Origin of the sequence: Algoriphagus yeomjeoni, from assembly GCF_003259505.1 — a bacterium.
Taxonomy (GTDB): Bacteria; Bacteroidota; Bacteroidia; order Cytophagales; family Cyclobacteriaceae; genus Algoriphagus; species Algoriphagus yeomjeoni.
Map to the genome: position 1 here is coordinate 22,586 of NZ_QLLK01000007.1, position 21,042 is coordinate 43,627.

Sequence of the window (21,042 nt, forward strand, 5' to 3'; positions counted from 1 at the left end):
GAATCAGGTTTTTTTATGGAAAAGAATAAAATTTTTCTCAGCCACAGACACTCTGATACTCAAAGTGATTGTCATCGAATCAGAGAAACACTAGAACAGGAATTCGGTGAAGATGCAGTCTTCCTCGATATAGAAAACCTTGAGCCTGGAATTCGCTTCGCCGACGCAATCGATAAGGCCTTAAAGGAAAGTAAAGTTGTTCTAGTCGCTATAGGTCCGGATTGGTTTGGTGATCCGGACGAAAATGGAGTTACACGACTATTTCAGGAAAAAGACTGGGTACATAGAGAAGTGAGTGCGGCTCTGAGTAGACCGGATACACGAGTCATTCCTTTACTGCTCAAAGGTGCCAGCAGACCCACTGCTGATCAACTTCCGGAAGATCTGAAGGAACTCGCAGATTTACAAACCTTCGAAATATCAATCACCAGATGGAAATATGACTTGGGCGTGCTAGTCGAGGCACTAGCTAAACTTATCCCTAGAAAAAAGAAACCTGATCCAGAACCAACTCCCCGCCCTAGGCCAATGCCACTTCCCAAGCCACAAAAAAGTTGGTGGGGAAGAAATTACCTCTGGGTACTGGGAGTTTTTGTAGTCCTGATGATTTTGATGATCAGCAGCGAAGAATTCCAAGAAGGCTTTCAAGCTGGACTGAATGGGACGGAAATGGGAATTGAAAATGAAGGCTTCAGTGATGATGAAATCAATAAACTTAGAGAAGAAAACCCAACAGGCAATGAAATTTATGATCAATTATCTGGCTCCAATTCAGAGGCAAATGAGTTGGATATTCAAGATATCAGTGGTTATTGGCTCTTATCAGACAATCAAGGAAATACCAGTACCCTAGTCTTCAATCAAGATAACAACGACTTTGAGTTCGTTGAGTATAACGTTTTCAATGTAGCTATAGGGCAAGGCAGTGGTTCAATCGACGAGAATCAACTTTCAGCTGATTATTATAATTCACTTGTACAGATAAATGGTAATCTCAAATTATCATCAACTTCAAATGGTCAAAGTTGGTCTGGGACCATTTACTTCCCTGTCTTAGAAACTAGTACTTCAATTACACTGAAAAGAATCAACCCTTAAGAGTCCTCAAATCTGCACGAATGTCTGAAATCATTTCACCCAGATCTTCTAAAGTTAATGGCTGTTTCTTATCGCCTGGATTAGGGAAATCTGTACTAATAAAAGCTTTTGCTTCCCATACTTCTCTCACAGATTCTCCTTTTACCTCGTAAGGCTTATAATGCTCATTGTCTGAGACCAGAAAGAGCTTCCCGTTATCACTCAGGTAATTAAAAACCCGCTTATACACTACGCCCTCAGTATCCGTAACTAGCACATAGGTTTTGCCACTTTTGATGTCATTGATCTGATCCACATAGGCCCCAATCACGATCGTACCCGAAGTCAAGGGTAGCATAGAATCTCCTGCCAGCTCAAATGCACGGTATGTAGCTTGCTTGGAAAGCGTAGGAATCTGAAACTGAGGCAAGCTCTCCATGTATTCTGTATCGGCAAATCCATTCAAATAACCAGCGGAAGCCTTCTGCCCTACTAGCGTAATATTCTCCTGATCATTTTCATCACAGGCAATAGTCAAAATATTGATTCCTCTATTTTGAATCGCTTTCCTCCCCAAACCCTCAATATCATGGTTCAAGAGCTCCTCCATTCCTACATCCAGTACGTCGCAGAGTTTACCAAGCGTCAAAAGCTTTGGTTCGGATCTACCGTCTTCATAGGCAGAAATCATGGTACGCTGCACATCTAATTGATCTGCCAAATCATTTTGTGTGATGCCTTTTTGCTTCCGCAAAAAACGCAAGTTAGAGGAGAGATATTTCATGCCGAATACAAGTAAAAGTTGTGGTCTTCAGGTGCTGCAGGAACCGGGAAAAATGGATTCATATTCAGGGCTGCGTTTTTCCTTCTCTCCATCCGTTGTTTGATTTCATCGATGATTTCTCCGACTGGCTTAGGACCATTTACTAAGAGGTAGCCATACTGTGGTTTTGCCTCATCTTCAATAAAAAATTTCACTTGGCAATTCCCTGATGCCAAAGTCTTTGTAGTGATACTGATCTTCTCTTGATTTTCCATAACTGCTTCTTTTAACATCAGCTAAGATAGAAATGTTGCTTTTATAAACATATAAATGATAGAAAAATAAACATTTTAACACGACGGAAATTGTCAAATATGTTTGTAAAGATGACTAAAATGAAAAATTCAGTTGGATTGTATCAGCCTTTTCTTGGAAAAGCCATGTATAGAAATACCTTATTTACTACTCAGTAGATCATTTGACCGCTTAGCCAATTATCGCTCTCTATCTTGAACAATTGTTCGTTCATTTGTCTTAAGTCTTTGACTAAAATACCACCAATAAAATCTCTCTATGAATGGGAGAACAGCTTTTTCAAAAGCATCCAACTAACCTATACCAATGAAATCTTACCTCTACCTATTACTATTTTTTCTATTTGCTGTACCCAACCTTTCGGCCCAAACTTATTCCATAAAAGGAAGAGTAAAACAAGCCGGTACAGAAATCACCATTCCGAACGCAACCATTTTACTTCAAAATTTACCAGATTCAATTCAGGTAGATGGTATGATTTCGGATTTGGATGGTGAGTTTGAGATTACAAACGTCAAAAATGGCGAGTACCTCCTAAAGATTCAATATTTAGGATATGAGAACTTATACAGGTCTATCAATGTCACTCAGGATATGGATATAGGTGTGTTAGGTCTGAAAGAGGAAGCTACCGCATTAGACGAAGTAACAATCAGCGCCAGAAGATCTCAGGGTGAACAAAAAGGAGATACTACGCTATATAATGCTGACGCTTTCAAAACCATGAAAGACGCGAGTGCTCAGACGCTAATTGAAAAACTACCCGGCGTGATCTCTCAGGACGGTTCACTGCAAGCACAAGGCGAAGCAATCACACAAGTGTTGGTGGATGGAAAGCCATTTTTTGGAGGTGATGTGAGAACTGCACTACAAAATCTTCCTGCAGAAGTAATTCAAGGAGTAGAAATATTTGATCAGAAAAGTGATAAGGCATTATTGAGTGGCTTTGATGATGGTGAGCGAATGAAAACAATCAACATCATCACCAAACCAAATCGTAGAAAAGGAATATTTGGGAAAGCTACAGCAGGATTTGGAACCGACGATCGCTACTTAGCGGGTGCAAGTGTCAATTCGTTCAACGAAGATCAGCGAATCACAATCACAGGACTTAGTAATAACATCAATGTTTTGGACTACTCCAGTGATGCAAATATCCAAAGCAATAACCGACCTCAAAACGGCATAGTAAACACCAATATCCTTGGAATAAACTACTCGGACAATTGGGGTGAAAAAATAAAAATCAGTGGAAGCTACCAGTATAATCACAGAAAAAACACGAATGAATCAAGTCTAATCCGAGAATATGTAACAAGTGCCAATTCCGGCCAAATCTATACGGAAGACAGCCGCGAGACACGAACCAGACAAGATCATCGATTTGACATGAGGTTGGAATATAACATCAATGAAAACAATAGAATCTTATACCGTCCTCGTTTTTCTGCAAGCTTCGAAAATGAAAACTCAGGATTCTTTGGGGAGAGTGTAAATGCTGAAGGGCCTCTTAACCAAACTGAAAATATTCGCACAGCCGAAAACGAGGACTATGACATGTTTCATCGATTGTTTTATAGCCATAAGTTCAGTAAGGAAGGGAGAACAATAACCCTCAGCGCAAATACGGGCAGTCATGGAAACAACGACAACGCGCTGAGAACAGCTACAAATATTTATTTTCAACCCGATGAGCGTTCCGAAATCATCAATCAGAACATTACCCGTGATCGCAATGGGTACGATTGGGAAACAGGAATTTCTTACACCGAACCTCTAGGGAAAAATGGTCAGATGGAATTGGAATACGAAGTTGGCAATAGATTTAACGATTCTGATCAATTGACTTTTGATATTTTGAATGATGATATCAGTAATCCAAATTTAGAGCTTGACACCGCCTTAAGTAATTCATTTGAAAGTAAATACCTCAGACATGAAGTAGAGCTAGGGTATCAGTATCAATTGGAGAAATTGAAGTTTCAAGCAGAATTGCAATATCAGAATGCTAACCTTAATAATGATCAGCTTTTCCCTGCGGTAGGCACAATAGATAGAACCTTCGAAAGCTTTATGCCTACCATCAGATTTGATTATACGATATCGCCTACGACTAACTTCGAGATAGATTACGATACTGACGTGGACGCACCTTCGGTGGGTCAACTGCAAAACGTAATAGATAACTCAAATCCTCTGCAATTAAGAACAGGTAACCCAAACTTAGATCAGTCCTATTCCAACAGAATCAGATTCAGATTTCGCAGTAACAACCCTGAAAATGACCGTTCTTGGTTCGTTTTTGCTCAGTATAACCTGACAGAAAACGCTGTGTCAAACAGTACCTTTACCGCTGAAGAAGCAACAGAATTGCCAGGTGGGATTATTTTGGAAAAAGGCTCTCAACTATTCAGACCAGTAAATTTAGACGGGTATAAAGACTTTAGATCTTGGGTGAGTTATGGTATTCCACTTGACTTTGTCAAATCAAACTTTAACATCAACGGGGGTTTCAGCAATACAAAAAGACCTGGGATGGTAAACAACCAGATAAGTTTTAATAACTCTCAACGAATCAGTACTGGGATTTCTTTAAGTAGTAATATTTCAGATCAGGTTGACTTTAATATTTCCACTCGTTTTTCATTTAATAATGTGGAAAACACGCTAAATGAAAGCCTGAACAACAACTTTTACAACCAGCGCTCTAGGTTGAACCTTAGTTGGATTATTTGGGAGGGTTTTGTTTACAGACTGGATGTAAATCATCAATTAAACTCTGGACTCTCTGAAGGCTTCGATGCTAATGTAGTATTGATGAATATGAGTTTAGGTAAAAAAGTATTTGCAAATCAGCGTGGAGAAATTTCATTGAGCGTTTACGATTTACTCGGCCAAAATAGAAGTGTGTACAGAAATGTCACTGATGCTTTTGTAGAAGATGGGCAAAACAATGTGATGCAACGCTACTTTATGCTATCCTTCACATATAATATCCGTCATTTCAACAAAGGAACGGATATGGATGACTACAACGAACTCTATAACAATTAATAAAATGGCTGGTGGATAATCCATCAGCCATTATTTTTTCTGCTTATTCTAGCATAGTTTGACATTCAGCTATACATGCTCTACATGCCTCTGCACATTTAATGCAGGCTTCATGATCATGATTTTCGCATTCCTTTGCACAATGATAGCATGCATCTATGCATTGCTGCATATGAATTGCTCTATCTAAAGGACTTCTCTTGGACGAAGCAATACAATCCTTGCAAGCATCAATACATCTTTCACACATTTTGATACAATCCTGCATTCCAGCGTGATTTCTGCATGATGCTATACACTTAGTACAGGCTTCTATACAACTTTCAAATGTCATGATAAAGTTATTTTTTACCATCGTTGCTGAGTTCATAAGAATTCTCATTTGGTTGAAGAAATGATTTATTTAAGTCAGAAGACTAGCTTCGATTTACTTTTTAATGATATAATCTTAAACAAATCAATTTGGTTTTATACCAATTACTTTTCAAAAAACTTGCCATTCAAAAACAGACTATATAGGCTTCTAAAGGAGTTCTTTGATTAAAAATTACTGAACATTAATTCTAGTTGAGGTATAATATTCTCAGTTTGGTGAAGTCCGGTACATGGAATTTCAGTTAATAAAAAGGGATCTCCGAAACTTTTCTGAGTGAATTTCAATTTGCTTACTAATTAATAAACAATCACCTGTTTTGAAAACAAACCTACCCTATTCTATACTTGACCTTGCGATTATCCGTGAGGATTACGATGCCAAAGATGCCTACGGCCGAAGTCTGCAAGTAGCCCAAAAAGCAGAAGAGCTAGGATATACCCGAATGTGGCTCGCTGAGCATCACAACATGGCAAATGTCGGCAGCTCTTCTCCCCAAATTTTGATAGGCTACTTAGCTAACGGCACTTCCAAAATCCGCTTAGGATCTGGAGGCATCATGCTCCCTAACCACAGTCCGTTGATCATCGCGGAGCAATTTGGAACATTGGCTACACTTTACCCAAACCGAATTGACCTTGGACTTGGAAGAGCGCCAGGCACCGATCAGACAACTGCATCTGCATTGCGAAGAGGCAGACACGAATCTGTGCAAGAATTCCCAAGTGATTTGGAAGATTTGAAACGGTATTTTTCTGAAGAAAATATCGATTCGAAAGTTCGAGCATTTCCCGCAGAAGGACTAGACGTCCCCATTTATCTATTGGGCTCAAGTATGAGTAGTGCAGTGCTAGCTTCGCAAAAGGGATTACCCTATGCATTTGCCAGTCACTTCGCTCCAGGCTATTTGATCAATGCTTCCAAATACTATCGGGAAAACTTCAAGCCTTCTGAAAACTTGCAAACTCCTTACTTCATCTCCTGTGTGAATGTAATCGCTGCGGATACTGAGGAGGAAGCCCATTATTTAGCGACTTCATTTTACCAAACTGCTTTGGGAATCATTCGTGGTAAATCTTATCCAATGAAAAAGCCAGTGAAAAGTATGGAAGGCATCTGGTCTGAGCCAGAAGCCGCTGCTATCCAGAATATGATGGCCTGTACGTTTATTGGTACAAAAGAATCACTTAAACCTCAATTTGAAAGCTTCTTCAAGCAAGTGGAAGTAGATGAGCTGATGGTTTCAACGAATATTTATGACCCCGAAAAACGATTGAGATCCTTGGAGATTACAGCTGAAGTTTTAGGTTAAATTCCTATCGACAGATCGTTACCATATATAAGCAAAAAACCCAGAGACTTAAATCCCTGGGTTTTATTTTTTGCAAATCCTTCCGCGCCTTCTCTGCGCTCCTGATAGCTACGGGACTCAGCGTGCGTAGCGGCTAAAGAAAGATCAACCTCCAAACTTTCCTTTCAATGCAGCCAGTTTATCAGCCATTGAGCCTTCTGGTTCTTTTCTCTCCTGTTTAGAAGCTGGTCTTTTTTCCATCTTCTTTCCGCGTTCCGCAAAAGGATCTGACTTCATACTCAGCCCAACCCGCTTGCGGGGGATGTCGATTTCCATCACTGTCACTTGCACTTTTTGATTGACAGAGACGATCTCATTCGGATCTTTTACAAAACGATCTGCCAAATGACTCAAGTGCACCAATCCATCCTGGTGAACTCCCACATCCACAAATGCTCCAAAAGCCGTGATATTCGTCACCACACCCGGAAGCTTCATCCCTACTTTCAGATCAGACATACTATTCACTGATTCTTCAAATGCAAAAACTTCGAAACTCTCACGAGGATCACGTCCCGGCTTGGCAAGTTCTTCCAAAATATCCTGAAGTGTAGGTAAACCTACCGCTTCAGACACATAGTTCTTCAATGAAATTCTATTTCTCAAATCCTCCGAACTCATCAAATCAGAAACTGTTGCATTTACATCTTTAGCCATTTGCTCGACCAATGCATAGCGTTCTGGGTGAACAGCGGAGGAATCCAGTGGATGTTTGGCTTTACTGATTCTCAAGAAACCTGCCGCTTGCTCAAATGCCTTATCGCCTAACCTTGGCACTTTTTTCAGTTGCGCTCGACTCTTGAATGGTCCATTTTCATTCCTAAACTCAATAATATTTTGAGCCAAAGTTGGGCCCAAACCTGACACATAAGTCAGCAATTGCTTGGAAGCAAGATTCACTTCCACACCTACTCCGTTTACTGCGGACATCACGGTATCATCCAGTGCGTTTTTCAAAGCATTCTGATCCACATCATGCTGGTATTGACCCACACCTATGGACTTGGGATCGATTTTCACCAGTTCAGCCAAGGGATCCATTAATCTACGACCAATAGAAACGGCTCCTCTCACGGTCAAGTCCAGATCAGGAAACTCTTCCCTAGCTACATCTGAAGCAGAATAAATAGAAGCTCCAGATTCATTGACCATTGTCACGATGACCGATTTTGGTAAGCCAAGCCCTTTCACAAAAGCTTCTGTTTCCCGACCTGCAGTTCCATTTCCAATTGCGATAGCTTCGATTTTAAACTTCTCCACCAAACCCTTCACATTCATCGCAGCTTCCTGACTTCTGCGGTTGGCTTCATGGGGAAAAATAGCTTCGTAATGTAAAAATTGACCTTGGGGACCAAGACAAACCAACTTGCATCCTGTTCGAAAACCTGGGTCAATTGCCATCACCGACTTCTCTCCCAAAGGTGCTCCTAACAGAAGTTGACGGAGATTTTCAGTAAAAACTTTGATCGCCTCCTCGTCGGCTTTGCGCTTGGTAAGCAGACGAACTTCCGTTTCCATACTTGGCTTAAGCAATCTTTTGTAGCAATCTTTGATCGCCAAACGCACTTGCTCCACAGAAGTATTTGCAGCATCGGCTAAGATCATTTTCTCCATCTGATAGATTGCGGAAGCTTCTTCAGGCACCGAATCCAGCATTAAAAAAAGTTCTTTTTCCCCTCTTCTCATCGCCAGCACACGGTGGGAAGGAGCTGTTTTTATAGGCTCAGACCATTCGAAATAGTCTTTGTATTTGATCGCTTCTTCTTCCTTCCCCGGCAATACTTTCGAGGAAAAAACTCCTTCATCAAGAAATAGCTTTCGCATCTTTTCTCTCAATTCAGCCTTTTCATTGATCCATTCGGCTATGATATCACGAGCGCCTTGAAGGGCTTCTTCGGATGAATTCACTTCTTTGGCGGCATCTACAAACTTCTCAGCCTCAGCCTCAAGATTAATAGATTTCTGTTCAAAAATCTGCTCTGCAAGTGGCTCAAGTCCTTTTTCTCTTGCGATGGTCGCCTTCGTTCTACGCTTAGGTTTGTACGGCAAATAGATATCTTCCAGCTTTGACATAGTCTCAGCTGATTCTACTTTATCTTTCAATTCCCGTGTTAATTTCCCTTGCTCTTCGATTGACTTAAGCACTGCTTCTTTTCGCTTCGCCAGCTCACGAAGTTGTAAAACTCGATCACGAATCGCCGCTACCTGCACCTCATCCAACTCGCCTGTAGCTTCTTTTCGATATCGGGAAATAAAAGGGACTGTGCCACCTTCGTCCAATAGTTTCACAGTAGCATCTACCTGAGAAGGTTTTACTTGGAGTTCAGCGGCTATTTGTACTTCGTAATTCATATTAATAAGAAAATTCAATGCTTAATTTAGGATGCAAGGTAATGGTCATTTTGGAGACAAAAAGAATGAAATGTGAGACTTGTCACTAAGCGACTGGGAATGTGAGACTAATTTTGAGTTAAAATTCTGCAAAACCCAACTTACTATTCAAAATGGAAAAGCTAAATAAAAAGGATCATTGGGAGAATATATATCAAACCAAAAATTTCAAAGAAGTCAGTTGGTTTCAGGAAAAACCTGAAACTTCTTTAGCATTTCTTAATAAACTTAAAGTCCCTCTAGATGCTAAGATTATTGATTGTGGAGGAGGTGACAGTTATTTTGTAGACAACTTACTATCCCTAGGTTACCGAGATATTACTATACTAGACATATCAGAAAAAGCTATTTCAAAAGCCAAACAACGGCTTGGTGATCAAGCTAATAAAGTAAAATGGGTAGTCGCAGATGTGACTGCTTTTCAACCAGAGGAAAAATATGATTTCTGGCATGATAGAGCCGTTTTTCATTTTCTCAGCCCAGAAGAGGTGGGTAGTTATCTTAGTAACGTCCAAGCAAACCTTAACCCAAATGGCTACCTAGTCGTAGGGACTTTTTCTGAAAATGGTCCGAACAAATGCAGCGGAATTCAAGTACAACAGTATTCTGAAAATAGGCTAAGCGATGTAATAGGTAAATATCTTGAAAAATTATTTTGTCTTACAGTCGATCACCTAACCCCATCGAAATCTATTCAAAACTTTGTGTTTTGCAGCTTTCAAAAGCAGATGAGTAACTCTATTCATGTTTCCTTTCAAAATCTTTTACAATAGCCAGAATCTTCGAGGTTAATAAAACCTCAAAGATTCTCGAATACTTCGCAAATCATAAATCGTAATTCAAAAATGAGTATAGATTGGAAAAAAGAAATCAAAAGCTGGGGAATCATGCTCAGCGTAGTCGCATTTTTATACTTCACCGGACTTTTGCCCGTAATAATAGGCGGTCTACAATCCGTGATTCTTTCCACTGGTTTGATAAAACCTAAGCTCGAAATCCCTGATCTCACGGATCAACAATTCGATTATCGAGGCAAGTTTTTGACATTTGAAGGTGAGCAAATCAACTTGGAAAGCTACCGAGGCAAAACACTTTTCATCAATCTTTGGGCTTCTTGGTGTGGGCCCTGCCGCGCGGAAATGCCACATATTTCCGAACTATATAAGTCAGTTCAAGATGAACCTGATTTAGAGTTTCTGATGATTGGGATTGATAATGACATCAAAAAAAGCGCTGGCTTTTTAGAAGGGAAAAGCTGGGCCTTTCCGACTGCACATGCCAGCTTCGGTCTAAATCAAAGTTTGCAAAGCCAATCTATCCCAACTACGTTGGTGGTAAGTCCTGAAGGAAAAATTGTTTTTTATCAAGAAGGAATGAGCAATTTTAATACGGATGAGTTTCGGGAGTTTTTGAAAAACCAATCCAAAGAATAAGAATGCGGATCATTAATTCTGATAGTAAAAAGATCGGAATGCTCAACATGTAATGACTATCTGTCATTTTTTTTATAATTTATCGTTTTCCAAAAGGTTAACTACCTAATCAAATCAGGTAACTGAAACTTTCTCAGAAAACAGAAATTAACTAGGGTTTTTCAACTCATTTTTCTTTTTCTTTGACTTCCATTGTCTGCATCTATGAACGAAAACAACCCTTCTACCCAAGAACTCGAAGTAACCGAAGGTGAATTGATGGTATCTGTGCTGAAGGAATTTCAAGAATTCAATGCTGGCGTAGCTGTCCAAAACTCAGCGGACGAACTCTACTCCTATCTTCTCGCTCATTCAAGTCATTTACTTGAAGCTTATTGCAAAGCAGGAGATATTTGCCTGGCCAAGTCTGGAAAAAATGTAGAGGTAAATGATCCTGACCATTACTTGTTCCACTTTTCCTACCCAGATCGTTTCAAGACGATTATTTTACTGGTAAGGGATATTTTTCTACAGCTCAGCATAGCTAAACTTCGCTCTCTGGAAAACCTTGCTTCCGCAGAAAAAGTAAGCAACCATTTTGAAGAGTCTAAAGCCTTACTCCATACGGAAACAGAAAAAACGCTTAACTATTTCAAGGTGGAGCGAAAAAGCCTTTTCGAAAAGCCGGAAGTTCTCAAGCGTAAAATCGAAGCAGTAAAGCATTATTCAAATCCGTGGAGGACCTATCATTCACAGTTTCAAACCATCTTAGGGCAGTTCAAAGATATTGACCTAACTCATACTAAACTGGAGCAATCCATAGCGCAATTCAAACTAATTAGCGAAATGGTACTGCAAATGAGAACTGATGTACAAAGGACAAGTGGGCTATTTGCATCTAAGGTCGATCTTTGTCTGCAAGGATTAGAAAAAATCAGCGAAGTAGAGCAACTCAATGATACGATCAAATTATTTGATGATTTGATAGCTTCAGGAATAAGCCAAAATATTCGGCCAGAAACCACGATCCGTGATTTGGAAGCTGCTGTTGATAAGCTTTCTTCACTTTCAGTTCCAGTTGGTACCAGCGATGGGTATTTGATTTTAAAAAAGATTGACTTCAAGAAATCAGCTGAAAAGTGGTTGGATTATGAGATCCTTCCTTATCTCTCAGATTTATGGGATGGTCAGGAAGCCAATTTTTCACACCTTCTCAATGTTGCTTCACAAATCAAAACCAGTCTACAGGTCGCTAAAAAAACACAGCGAATTAATAGTTTTCACGGTGAGTTATCTTCTCTAAAGTCTATTAACAATGAACAAAAAAATACGATTTTACAAAGTGAAGAAGCAGTAACCTACATAGAAAAGGAACTTGCTCAAAAATTCAAAGTAACAGCTATTTACGCGGATAGTGAGTACCTCAAGGTTCCTCTGCAGACCAATTTCTCCCTACTGTCTTCCACCAAATCTGGAAATATCCGGCAGTTCTCGGCCAGATTAGCACAGCTTTTTAAAAATGTAGGAAAACAAGTGAAAGAGGTCAAAGAAAAAAGCCCGCATCAGAAATTAGAGATTGCCCTTGAAATCCTGGAAACTAGAACCGAGAAGGAAATACCAGACCACTACCATTCTTTGTTTTTGAATAAAAATTTTATCGGAGATCTATTTCTGGTAAAACGAACAGTCCAAGAAGAAGCACTGGAAAAAACTATTACCTACTGGAAGAAAGGTCAAAGTCGGTCTATTGCCGTGGTGGGAGATCCGCTTAGTGGCAAATCTACCTTGCTGGAATTTGCTACCCACCAGTTCAAGTCAAATGATGTGCATTATCTAGTTCCTGGCAATGAAATCAGCATAGAAGGCAGGAAACTTAAAATGGGTAGAAACCTAGAGGAAGTTTTAAGTTTCATCAGGAGGTCTATAAGTAATTCAAAGCCCATCCTTGTCTTGGATGATCTGCATCTCTGGCGAGATTCCGATCGCTCGCTCCTTATGAATGTTACCTCTTTGGTGGATTTTATGAGTTTGAGTAGTTCCAAAGCATTTGTGATTGTCGCTATTACGAATTCTCTTCGAATGCATTTGGACACTAGAATCCCATTTTCTCAGGGATTTACTAATATTTTAAACACCAATACTTCCACTTCTGACGAGATCTATCGAGCACTTATGCTACGTCACGGCGCTTCTCACCGCACACTTTATGAAAAGGAAGGAAAAGAAATGAGTGATGAACAGGTGAGAAAAAAGATCGGATGGCTAACAAAGAAGTTTGATTATAATATCGGCGCAGTTTTACAGGCATGGATTTTCTGTACTGACGTGCAGGAAGATAGCTCCATTCTATTTTCAGAAAAAGAAACTCATCTCAACGATTTCCTTTCTAATACAGAGCTTTTGATTTTGAAGAACTGTCTTCTTTTTGGTTACAGCAGTGATCTTGAGATTAAAAATCTGTTTACAGATAGATATGAATCAGAGTATAAACCAGCCATACGAAAACTATTGAATATTAGCATTTTGGATAGAGATCCAAATGGCTACCTGATTGTCAGAAATACAGTTCGACAAGATCTTTACTCCATTTTGAAATACAGAGAACTACTCGCCTAATTGACATGAATTATTGGAATGATCTTTACGTATTAATCCTAATCGTCTTTGCGATCTACTTTTTCTTATCCCTTTGTTTTTTCGGGTTTACCCGATATTTGAAAAAAAGACGTATTAGCGATCGGTACCTAGCCTTACTTAATAAGATTCGACTTTTCTACAAGCCACTTGCCTGGTTAGTTATTATTGGGGGCTTCATTGCTCTAGACCCCGTCACTCATGGCTTAATCATAGTTTTGGTTGCAGGTTTTGCATACAAGCAATTGGGTAATTATATCAGTGGTTTGTTCATCCGTGCTAGCCCAATGGTGGTCACAGACACCCTAGTGAAAGCTGGAAAAATCCACGGCAGAATTAACAGAATTGGAAGCTTGGGGATGGTACTTGGTACTGACCAAGGCGAGCGCTGGGTTTGGTACAACTTCTTTGACAAAACCGGATTTACGCTGATTTCCAATCAGACGAACGTGCTTCAACGGGCTCTTTATCTTAAAACTGATCTTAGCAAGGAAGCTCTTTTGGATTTAGTTTTTAACCATCCCATTCTAGCTTTGGGCAAACCGACTAATCTAAAAGAGCTACCCAATAAGCAAATCTTCTTGATGCATTACACCTTGGTAAAAGGTGCAAGACATGAAGACTTCATCAATTACCTGCACGACCATAAAGTCATGACAAATTCTACTGAAAACTTTGACGCCTAATGGAATTAATCTCTTCATATAATCTGATCATTGAGTTTTCAGTGATTATTATACTTTCCTTTCTCTTTAATGGCTTATCGAGGAAAACGAATATCCCTGCAGTATTGATGCTGATAGCCTTAGGGGTCATTTTACAGTATATTTTGCAATACTTCACCTCTGAAACAATTGACTTTTTCCCAATATTAGAGGTTCTAGGAATAGTGGGACTAATCATGATCGTGCTGGAGGCGGCACTTGAGTTAGAACTCAAGCGCGAGAAATTGATTCCAATTCTCAAATCACTGGCCATTGCTCTTATTGGGCTTGGCCTCTCCACTTGGGCAGCTGCGAGCATCCTTTATTACTACATTTCGGATATGAGCATGCAGTCAGCTTGGCTGTATGCTACTCCTTTGTCGATTTTATCCAGTGCCATTATCATTCCTAGCGTGGCTGGATTACGAGCTAAAAAGCGTGAGTTTCATATATACGAAAGCACTTTCTCTGATATATTAGGCATCATGCTTTTTTACTTCCTTACCGGTAAATTAAATCCTGCTGAAGATTCAGGATTGGTAGGATTTGGAGGAAATTTCCTACTAACTATTACCATCTCGTTGATAGCGAGCTACGCTATTATTTTGATTTTTCAGAAGATCAAAAGCAATGTAAAGCTCTTTTTGATGATCGCTGTTTTGCTCTTGCTTTATGCTTTAGGTAAAAAAATGCACCTATCATCACTAATCATAATTTTGATTTTTGGTTTGGTCATCGCCAATATGAAGTTGTTTTTCAAAGGACGACTTTCCAAATGGTTGGACTATGACAAAGCACACCAGATATACCATGAACTGCACACCATTACGGGAGAGACCGCATTTGTGGTTAGGACGCTTTTCTTTGTGATTTTTGGACTTACTATTACCATCACCTCTCTTTTCAACCTGCAGGTGGCTTTGATCAGTAGTATGCTGATTCTATCTATTTATGGTATTCGTATAATCCTACTATGGATTTTTGAAGGAAAAGACGTTATCCCTCAGGCATTTATAGCACCAAGGGGTTTAATCACTGTTTTGCTCTATTATGCTATTCCTGAGGAAGCTATAGTACCAGGATTTGAGCCTGGGATATTGCTTTTTGTAATTATTGGAACCAGTCTAATAATGACTGTGGCCATGATCTATGAAAAAAGACGATCTGCCAAAGCAGTAGATTTGGCAAATGGAAGAGCTGTAGGGTCGGTAAAATGGAAGGTACCAAGCGTGTTAGAAAATGAGGATAAGTAAAATTTAAACCCTATTCCATTATCTCAAGAAGCTTTTATTGCACAATGGCAATAAAGCAGCTACTTCAATACCACTGTTTTTACTGCGCTATCTGAATTTTAGAACATTTATGGTTGGGGACTTCAAAGATTTATTGTAATCTTATTTTTTGACCCAAAATACCATGCTAAAGTTCTTCGCGAGTGCCCTCATCTCTCTGTCCCTAGTTAATCTAGCGTATTCCCAATCCACTTCCATCCTTTGGTATAATCAAGCTGCAGAAGAATGGGAAGAGGGGTTGCCTGTGGGAAATGGCCGTCTGGGAGCGATGGTAATGGGCATACCGGGTCAGGAACATTTGCAACTTAATGAGGATTCACTTTGGCCTGGAGGCTATGAAGATTGGGGGTTGGCAGAAGGAAAAAGAGCTGATCTAGATCAAATCAGAGCCTATTTGCTAGCTGGTGACAATAAAAAAGCAGATTCGTTACTAGTCTTGAAATTCTCCAGAAAAGGTGTCACACGATCTCATCAGACCATGGGTGACCTGTGGTTTAACTTTGACTGGATAGAATCCCAGAATTACAGGAGGAGTTTAAATCTTGAGACAGCAACGGTCCTCACTCAGTTTATTTCCGAAGGGTTTGAAGTCAGCCAAGAAGTAATTGCTTCTGCGCCTGACAATGCATTGATCATCCGATTCAAAACCAATCACCCAAAAGGATTCAATGGAGAAATATCCATGAATAGGCCTGAAGACAATGGTTTTGCTACCGCAAAAACTACTGCCCTCAATGACAGACAACTTGAGATGTCAGGAATGATCACACAGCGCAAAGGGCAACTAGACAGTAAGCCTGTTGAGATTTTGAATGGAGTCAAATTCCGAACCTTACTTTTTGCTCAAAACCAATCTGGTGAGATAAGCACAACTGATTCCACACTAGTGATATCCGGCGCCAAGGAATTCATGCTGAAATTAGTCTCAGCTACTTCTTTTTATCATGAAAACTTTGAGGCTGAGGCGGAGCGTCAATTAGAAAAAATCCAGCTGAAGAGCTGGGGTGAGCTACTACGCACCCACGAAACTGAGTATGCTTCCTGGTTCGAGCGAATGGACCTTCAGTTAAGTCCTAATGAACCTGACAATATCACAACCGACGCCCGAATTGAGCGCGTCAAAAACGGAGAAGTTGACCTGCACTTGGAAAAGCTTTTATTCGACTATGGAAGATACCTTTTGATTTCGTCAAGTCGGCCAGGTACAAATCCAGCAAACTTACAGGGATTATGGAATAGACATATTGCAGCTCCTTGGAATGCAGATTACCATGTAAATATAAATTTGCAGATGAATTATTGGCCAGCCGACGTCACCAATTTGAGTCAGCTAAATGAACCACTATTTGATTTTATTGATGGGCTAATAGAAAATGGTAAAAATGCCGCCCGAGAGAATTTCGATATGGCTGGCTCCATGGTCCCACATACCACAGATCTTTGGCAAGTAGCCTTTTTACGAGCAGCTACAGCTTATTGGGGAGGTTGGATTGGAGCTGGAGGCTGGATAGGCAGACATTATTGGGATCATTATTTATTTACTCAGGATAGGAAATTTCTTGAAGAGCGAGCCTTTCCTGCTCTTGAGGCTATTTCAGCATTTTATTCTGATTGGTTAGTAGAATACCCAGCCGACGGGACACTTGTTTCCTCCCCTTCCACTTCACCAGAAAACCAGTTTGTCAACAGTAAAGGAGAAGTAGTAGCCACCACGATGGGAGCGGCAATGGATCAACAAATCATTGCAGATGTTTTTAATAATTTCTTGAAAGCATCTGAGCTTCTTGGAAAAGAAACGCCACTTCGTGAAAAAGTAAAAACTCAACTCCCTAACCTTCGACCTGGAGTTCAAATAGCTGAGGATGGCAGAATATTGGAATGGGATCAGCCCTATGAGGAAAATGAAAAAGGACACCGACACATGTCTCATTTGTATGCTTTTCACCCTGGAGATGCCATCACAAAAAGTGAAACTCCAGAGGCATTTGCTGCGGTAAGGAAAACCCTTGAATTTAGATTGGCAAATGGCGGAGCTGGCACTGGTTGGTCCCGAGCTTGGTTGATTAATTTCTCTGCTAGACTTCTAGATGGAGAGATGGCACACGAGCACATCCAAAGGCTACTCGCTCAATCTTTATATCCGAACTTATTTGACGGACATCCTCCATTTCAAATAGATGGAAATTTCGGTTACACCGCCGGAGTTGCAGAAATGCTGATTCAATCTCATGAAACCGGACTTATTCGACTGCTTCCAGCTCTTCCTAAAGCTTGGGCAAGTGGCAGTGTTTCCGGCTTGAAAGCCAGAGGAGACTATACCATAGACATGACTTGGCAAGATGGTGAACTACAGACTTGTAGAATTCAGGCTGGAAAAACTGGAAAAATCTTGGTTTTATATGATGGATCTGAAATGGACATTGACCTTGAGCGAGGCCAAAGCTTTGAAATAGAATTTTAAATATTGATAGTCACCACTCCAACAAGTCAAATAATAAAATACAAACCACCTGTATTATTAGAAGTCGTTTTCATCTAGCATTCGCTAAATTCAGTCAATGATCAGAAGATTCATCACCTTAATCATATTAATAGTTTTCATCTGGCTTATTTGGTCGTTTTACGGGAGAAACACTCCTTTGGAGAAAACTAACAGCCTACTATCGATTGTTCAGGAAATCAATCCTTCGGACTCTCTAACAAGGAATATTGTGGGCATACAGCCCTTCATGGAGGTGTCAGACTATTTTAACCAAATTAATTTCAAAGAGAAAATTCAAGCCTATTTAGTTGCTGCTAATAGAAAGGGCTTCATTCAAAAAAATACAATAGTTATATATCCAGAGAATATTGGCACTTGGTTGTTTTTGGTTGATGAAAAACGTAACCTAAATAAGAAGAAAACACTAAACGAAGCACTGAGAACTTTAGCAATTAGCAATGCTTTTGATTTTTTATTGGGATACATCAAAACTGGAGATGAGCCAAATAAAGAGTTTTCGTCTATAATCAGAATGAAAGCCAAATCAATGCTAAAGGTATACAATGAGACCTTCGGAGGGCTAGCTATGGAGACTGATACCTATATAGTCGGAGGCTCTATCCTTTTACCTGATCCAAGTGTAGTCGATGGTCAGATTTATTTAAACCTTCTAGGCCCACTTTATAATGCTTCATTTTTGTATGGACCAGATGGAAAAATAATTGGTGATCCAATCCTGAAGTCCTACCTCAATACTTCAGAAGACAGCTACACAACTCCCGGAGATCCACAAAACCTACAAGTCTTTGATTTACCCTTCGGGAAAACATGCATAATACCATTTAATGACAGCTGGTATGCTCAGTCTTATGAAAATGCGATAATCGAATCTGCCGAAATTATTTTAAGTCCTTCATTTTTAGGAGACAATCAAACAGAATACTCAACTTGGATTGGATATGATGGAAAAATGGCTCCAGAAAATCTTGATTCTAATGATATAGGCAAACTTTCAAATTTGGAGGCTTGGCGAAAATATAGCTTGCCAAAACGCATAGGAGTTACCCAAGCTAAGGTTGGATTTAATGTGTTTTTCAGAGGGAATATGTGGAATATGGATCCCTCAGGCAACCCAATTGCTGTAATTAATAATACTGTTTTACCCGTCGTTCCTGCCGGAAAAGGTGGGATTTGGTCGCTGAATTTTTAGGATAATTCAATGTGAGGTAAAGCATAGGTGATTTTTTTTTGCATGAAAAGCTATAAGTCACCTGCTATACTAAGCGAGCCATAGTCAGTGATGAAAACTATCGCTCTTGAAATGGGAGCTTGCACTTATCCTAAAGATTCCGATTCGAGAAAGCGAAAGTACTCAAGGCGAGCCCATTGTTTTGATGAGTAAGTATGGCTCTAAAAGTTTGACAATCAAGTTGTCAACCTTCCTAATAAAGCTTAAATTACCTTATCACTAAACCCTGATATCATGAAAACATTTTTAAGTGCAACGGCAGTCTGCTTGGCGATTTCACCAGCTTTCTCACAAGAAGTGATAATTCCATCCCCCGCAATTCAAATCAAAACAGCAGTGATGGCTGCCCCAGAAGAAAAACAATCGGATGCTACAGTTTTAGGATACAATGAAAACGGAGAACTCGTAGAGTTGAAAAAAGGTAAAAATGAGATGATTTGTATCTCAGATGATCCTAATGGTAAGGGATTTAGCGTTTCCTGCTATGCTTCAGATTTGGAACCATTCATGATCAGAGGGCGAGAATTGAAAAAAGAAGGAAAGTCATTTCAAGAAATCTTTGACACTAGAGAGGCTGAAGCCAAAAGTGGCAAGCTCAAAATGCCCAAGGAGGGGGCGACTCTTTTTGTCCTAAGCGCCGATGCAGAAAATTATAACACGACCACCGGAGATGTCTCGGATACCTATTTGAGGTATGTGGTTTATTTACCTTGGGCTACTCCAGAGACTACTGGTCTTCCACTGAAACCTAGTGCGCCAGGTATGCCTTGGATTATGGATCCGGGTACGCATAGAGCACACATTATGATTACTCCTCCGCGGGATTAAATACTCTAAGGTTAAGAATTTATCATATTTGTTCTAAAATGAAAATCCCTGTTGCATGCCTGAAACAGGGATTTTTCTTGTATTTAGATTGATGGCTTGATACTCTACCACATCACCACCTGCTGAGAATCTGTTCTCACATTGTCTCTGAAAAGGTTGAAGACTGCGGTAAACTCATGTGTATTGCCTGGAAGATTATAACTTCCACCCGTAGGAAATTCATATACATAACCAACTCGAAGTCTATTGGTCACAACTCCAAATTGCGCATTGGTAGCATAGTCTATCCTATGACCAATCCCTAGCCAGATTCTATCCATCATCAGGGCTTTAATGTTTAATTCGATGTTATCGTCCTGATTCTTTTGGATGCTGTACATTCCGTTAACTATCACAGCTAGGTTGGCACTCACAGCACTTCTGTAGCCAGCCTGAAAAATTGAACTTGCTGGATAGGCATCCATAAATTCATCTCCTGAGGTGATCTTACCGCCGTTAACACGACGAATCCCGTAAGAGAAATAGTAATTAGCATGGGTCAATGCTATACCCAGATTAAAGTCTACAACATTCATATTTGAAAATTGCCCGACGTACTGCCCCAGTGTAGGATCATTTTGCTCCTCGGTCGTGAGTGCGTTTCCATCCAATCGCACACTCTGGTAATTCAAGCCTGCTCCAAGCCTTAAGTTATGCGTCTCTGAAATCCTGATTCTACTCGCATATCCCAATGTCAGTTCAGTTTCTCTGAATGCACCATAGGTATCATAAAGCACATTTACAGAGATGGCGTTCTTACCCATCAACGCTGGGTCTTCCTCTCCTGCCAATTCTCCAAAGTCTAGCTCAGTGCTGAAAAAGTAAGTTTTAGGAGCCCCATCTACTCCAGACCACTGGTTCCGCACAAAGCCCCTTACGGTGGATCCTTCATAGCCAGTCAAGCCTGGGTTATAGTAGCTCTGGAAAAGGTTAAAGCTCGATACATATTTCCGGGATTGTGCCTGGACTTGGGACAGCCCTCCTATCATCAGAAAAAATGCCGCTACGATGTATTTTATTTCCTTCATGGTGTTTCCTTTTAAAAATTGCTTGGGAAGGCGTCTTCCAACGCCTCCCT

General features: G+C 40.1%; 15 protein-coding genes. 11 read left to right on the forward strand and 4 right to left on the reverse strand.

Translation table 11 applies throughout. The features are described 5' to 3' along the window. Positions 1-15 precede the first annotated feature (15 nt). Complete coding sequence (locus LV83_RS12780) at positions 16-1,098, forward strand: toll/interleukin-1 receptor domain-containing protein (protein ID WP_111611937.1); 1,083 nt, start codon at positions 16-18, stop codon at positions 1,096-1,098. On the opposite strand, the gene LV83_RS12785 is transcribed toward LV83_RS12780, so the two are convergent. Together LV83_RS12785 and LV83_RS12790 are read right to left on the reverse strand one after the other, a co-directional pair. Continuing rightward, entirely contained in the window at positions 1,088-1,861 is a 774-nt protein-coding gene (locus tag LV83_RS12785) for an XRE family transcriptional regulator (protein WP_111611938.1), read from the reverse strand. The genes LV83_RS12780 and LV83_RS12785 overlap by 11 nt on opposite strands. Further along, positions 1,858-2,115 carry a hypothetical protein gene (locus LV83_RS12790; RefSeq protein ID WP_111612148.1) on the reverse strand — a complete coding sequence of 86 codons (258 nt, stop codon included), beginning with the start codon at positions 2,113-2,115 and terminating at the stop codon, positions 1,858-1,860. Before LV83_RS12790 ends, LV83_RS12785 begins: the two co-directional genes overlap by 4 nt. Positions 2,116-2,461: 346 nt before the next feature. On the opposite strand from LV83_RS12790, the gene LV83_RS12795 reads away from it, so the two are divergent. Both LV83_RS12795 and LV83_RS12800 read left to right on the forward strand, forming a co-directional pair. Continuing rightward, entirely contained in the window at positions 2,462-5,209 is a 2,748-nt protein-coding gene (locus LV83_RS12795; protein WP_111611939.1) for an outer membrane beta-barrel protein, read from the forward strand. Between the two features lie 692 nt (positions 5,210-5,901). Continuing rightward, positions 5,902-6,894 carry an LLM class flavin-dependent oxidoreductase gene (locus tag LV83_RS12800; protein ID WP_111611940.1) on the forward strand — a complete coding sequence of 331 codons (993 nt, stop codon included), beginning with the start codon at positions 5,902-5,904 and terminating at the stop codon, positions 6,892-6,894. 144 nt (positions 6,895-7,038) lie between these two features. Here LV83_RS12800 and LV83_RS12805 read toward each other — a convergent pair whose 3' ends face one another. Continuing rightward, complete coding sequence (locus tag LV83_RS12805; protein ID WP_394335803.1) at positions 7,039-9,285, reverse strand: Tex family protein; 2,247 nt, start codon at positions 9,283-9,285, stop codon at positions 7,039-7,041. Positions 9,286-9,437: 152 nt separating this feature from the next. Between LV83_RS12805 and LV83_RS12810 the strand changes: the two genes are divergently transcribed. The 8 genes from LV83_RS12810 to LV83_RS12845 all read left to right on the forward strand — a co-directional run bounded on the left by LV83_RS12810 (position 9,438) and on the right by LV83_RS12845 (position 19,925). Further along, a complete protein-coding gene (locus LV83_RS12810; RefSeq protein WP_111611941.1) occupies positions 9,438-10,097 on the forward strand; it encodes a class I SAM-dependent methyltransferase in 660 nt (219 codons plus the stop codon). Between the two features lie 78 nt (positions 10,098-10,175). Beyond that, complete coding sequence (locus LV83_RS12815; RefSeq protein ID WP_111612150.1) at positions 10,176-10,757, forward strand: TlpA family protein disulfide reductase; 582 nt, start codon at positions 10,176-10,178, stop codon at positions 10,755-10,757. Between the two features lie 204 nt (positions 10,758-10,961). After that, positions 10,962-13,352: an ATP-binding protein gene (locus LV83_RS12820; protein WP_111611942.1), complete on the forward strand. Its 2,391-nt coding sequence runs from the start codon at positions 10,962-10,964 to the stop codon at positions 13,350-13,352. Between the two features lie 5 nt (positions 13,353-13,357). Beyond that, the gene (locus LV83_RS12825; RefSeq protein ID WP_111611943.1) at positions 13,358-14,056 is read left to right on the forward strand and encodes a hypothetical protein; all 699 of its coding nucleotides are present in this window, start codon (positions 13,358-13,360) and stop codon (positions 14,054-14,056) included. Further along, positions 14,056-15,327 (forward strand): cation:proton antiporter domain-containing protein, encoded by a 1,272-nt coding sequence (locus LV83_RS12830; RefSeq protein WP_111611944.1) that lies wholly within the window; start codon positions 14,056-14,058, stop codon positions 15,325-15,327. Before LV83_RS12825 ends, LV83_RS12830 begins: the two co-directional genes overlap by 1 nt. Positions 15,328-15,490: 163 nt before the next feature. Then, positions 15,491-17,827, forward strand: coding sequence for a glycoside hydrolase family 95 protein (locus LV83_RS12835; RefSeq protein ID WP_111611945.1), 2,337 nt, complete (start codon positions 15,491-15,493; stop codon positions 17,825-17,827). A 97-nt stretch (positions 17,828-17,924) separates the two neighbouring features. Next, positions 17,925-19,058 carry a carbon-nitrogen hydrolase family protein gene (locus LV83_RS12840; protein WP_111611946.1) on the forward strand — a complete coding sequence of 378 codons (1,134 nt, stop codon included), beginning with the start codon at positions 17,925-17,927 and terminating at the stop codon, positions 19,056-19,058. Between the two features lie 273 nt (positions 19,059-19,331). Beyond that, positions 19,332-19,925, forward strand: a complete 594-nt coding sequence (locus tag LV83_RS12845; RefSeq protein WP_111611947.1) for a hypothetical protein — start codon at positions 19,332-19,334, stop codon at positions 19,923-19,925. 104 nt (positions 19,926-20,029) lie between these two features. Here the strand turns inward: LV83_RS12845 and LV83_RS12850 are convergent, their stop codons facing one another. Next, positions 20,030-20,992, reverse strand: coding sequence for a PorP/SprF family type IX secretion system membrane protein (locus tag LV83_RS12850; protein WP_111611948.1), 963 nt, complete (start codon positions 20,990-20,992; stop codon positions 20,030-20,032). Positions 20,993-21,042 lie beyond the last annotated feature (50 nt).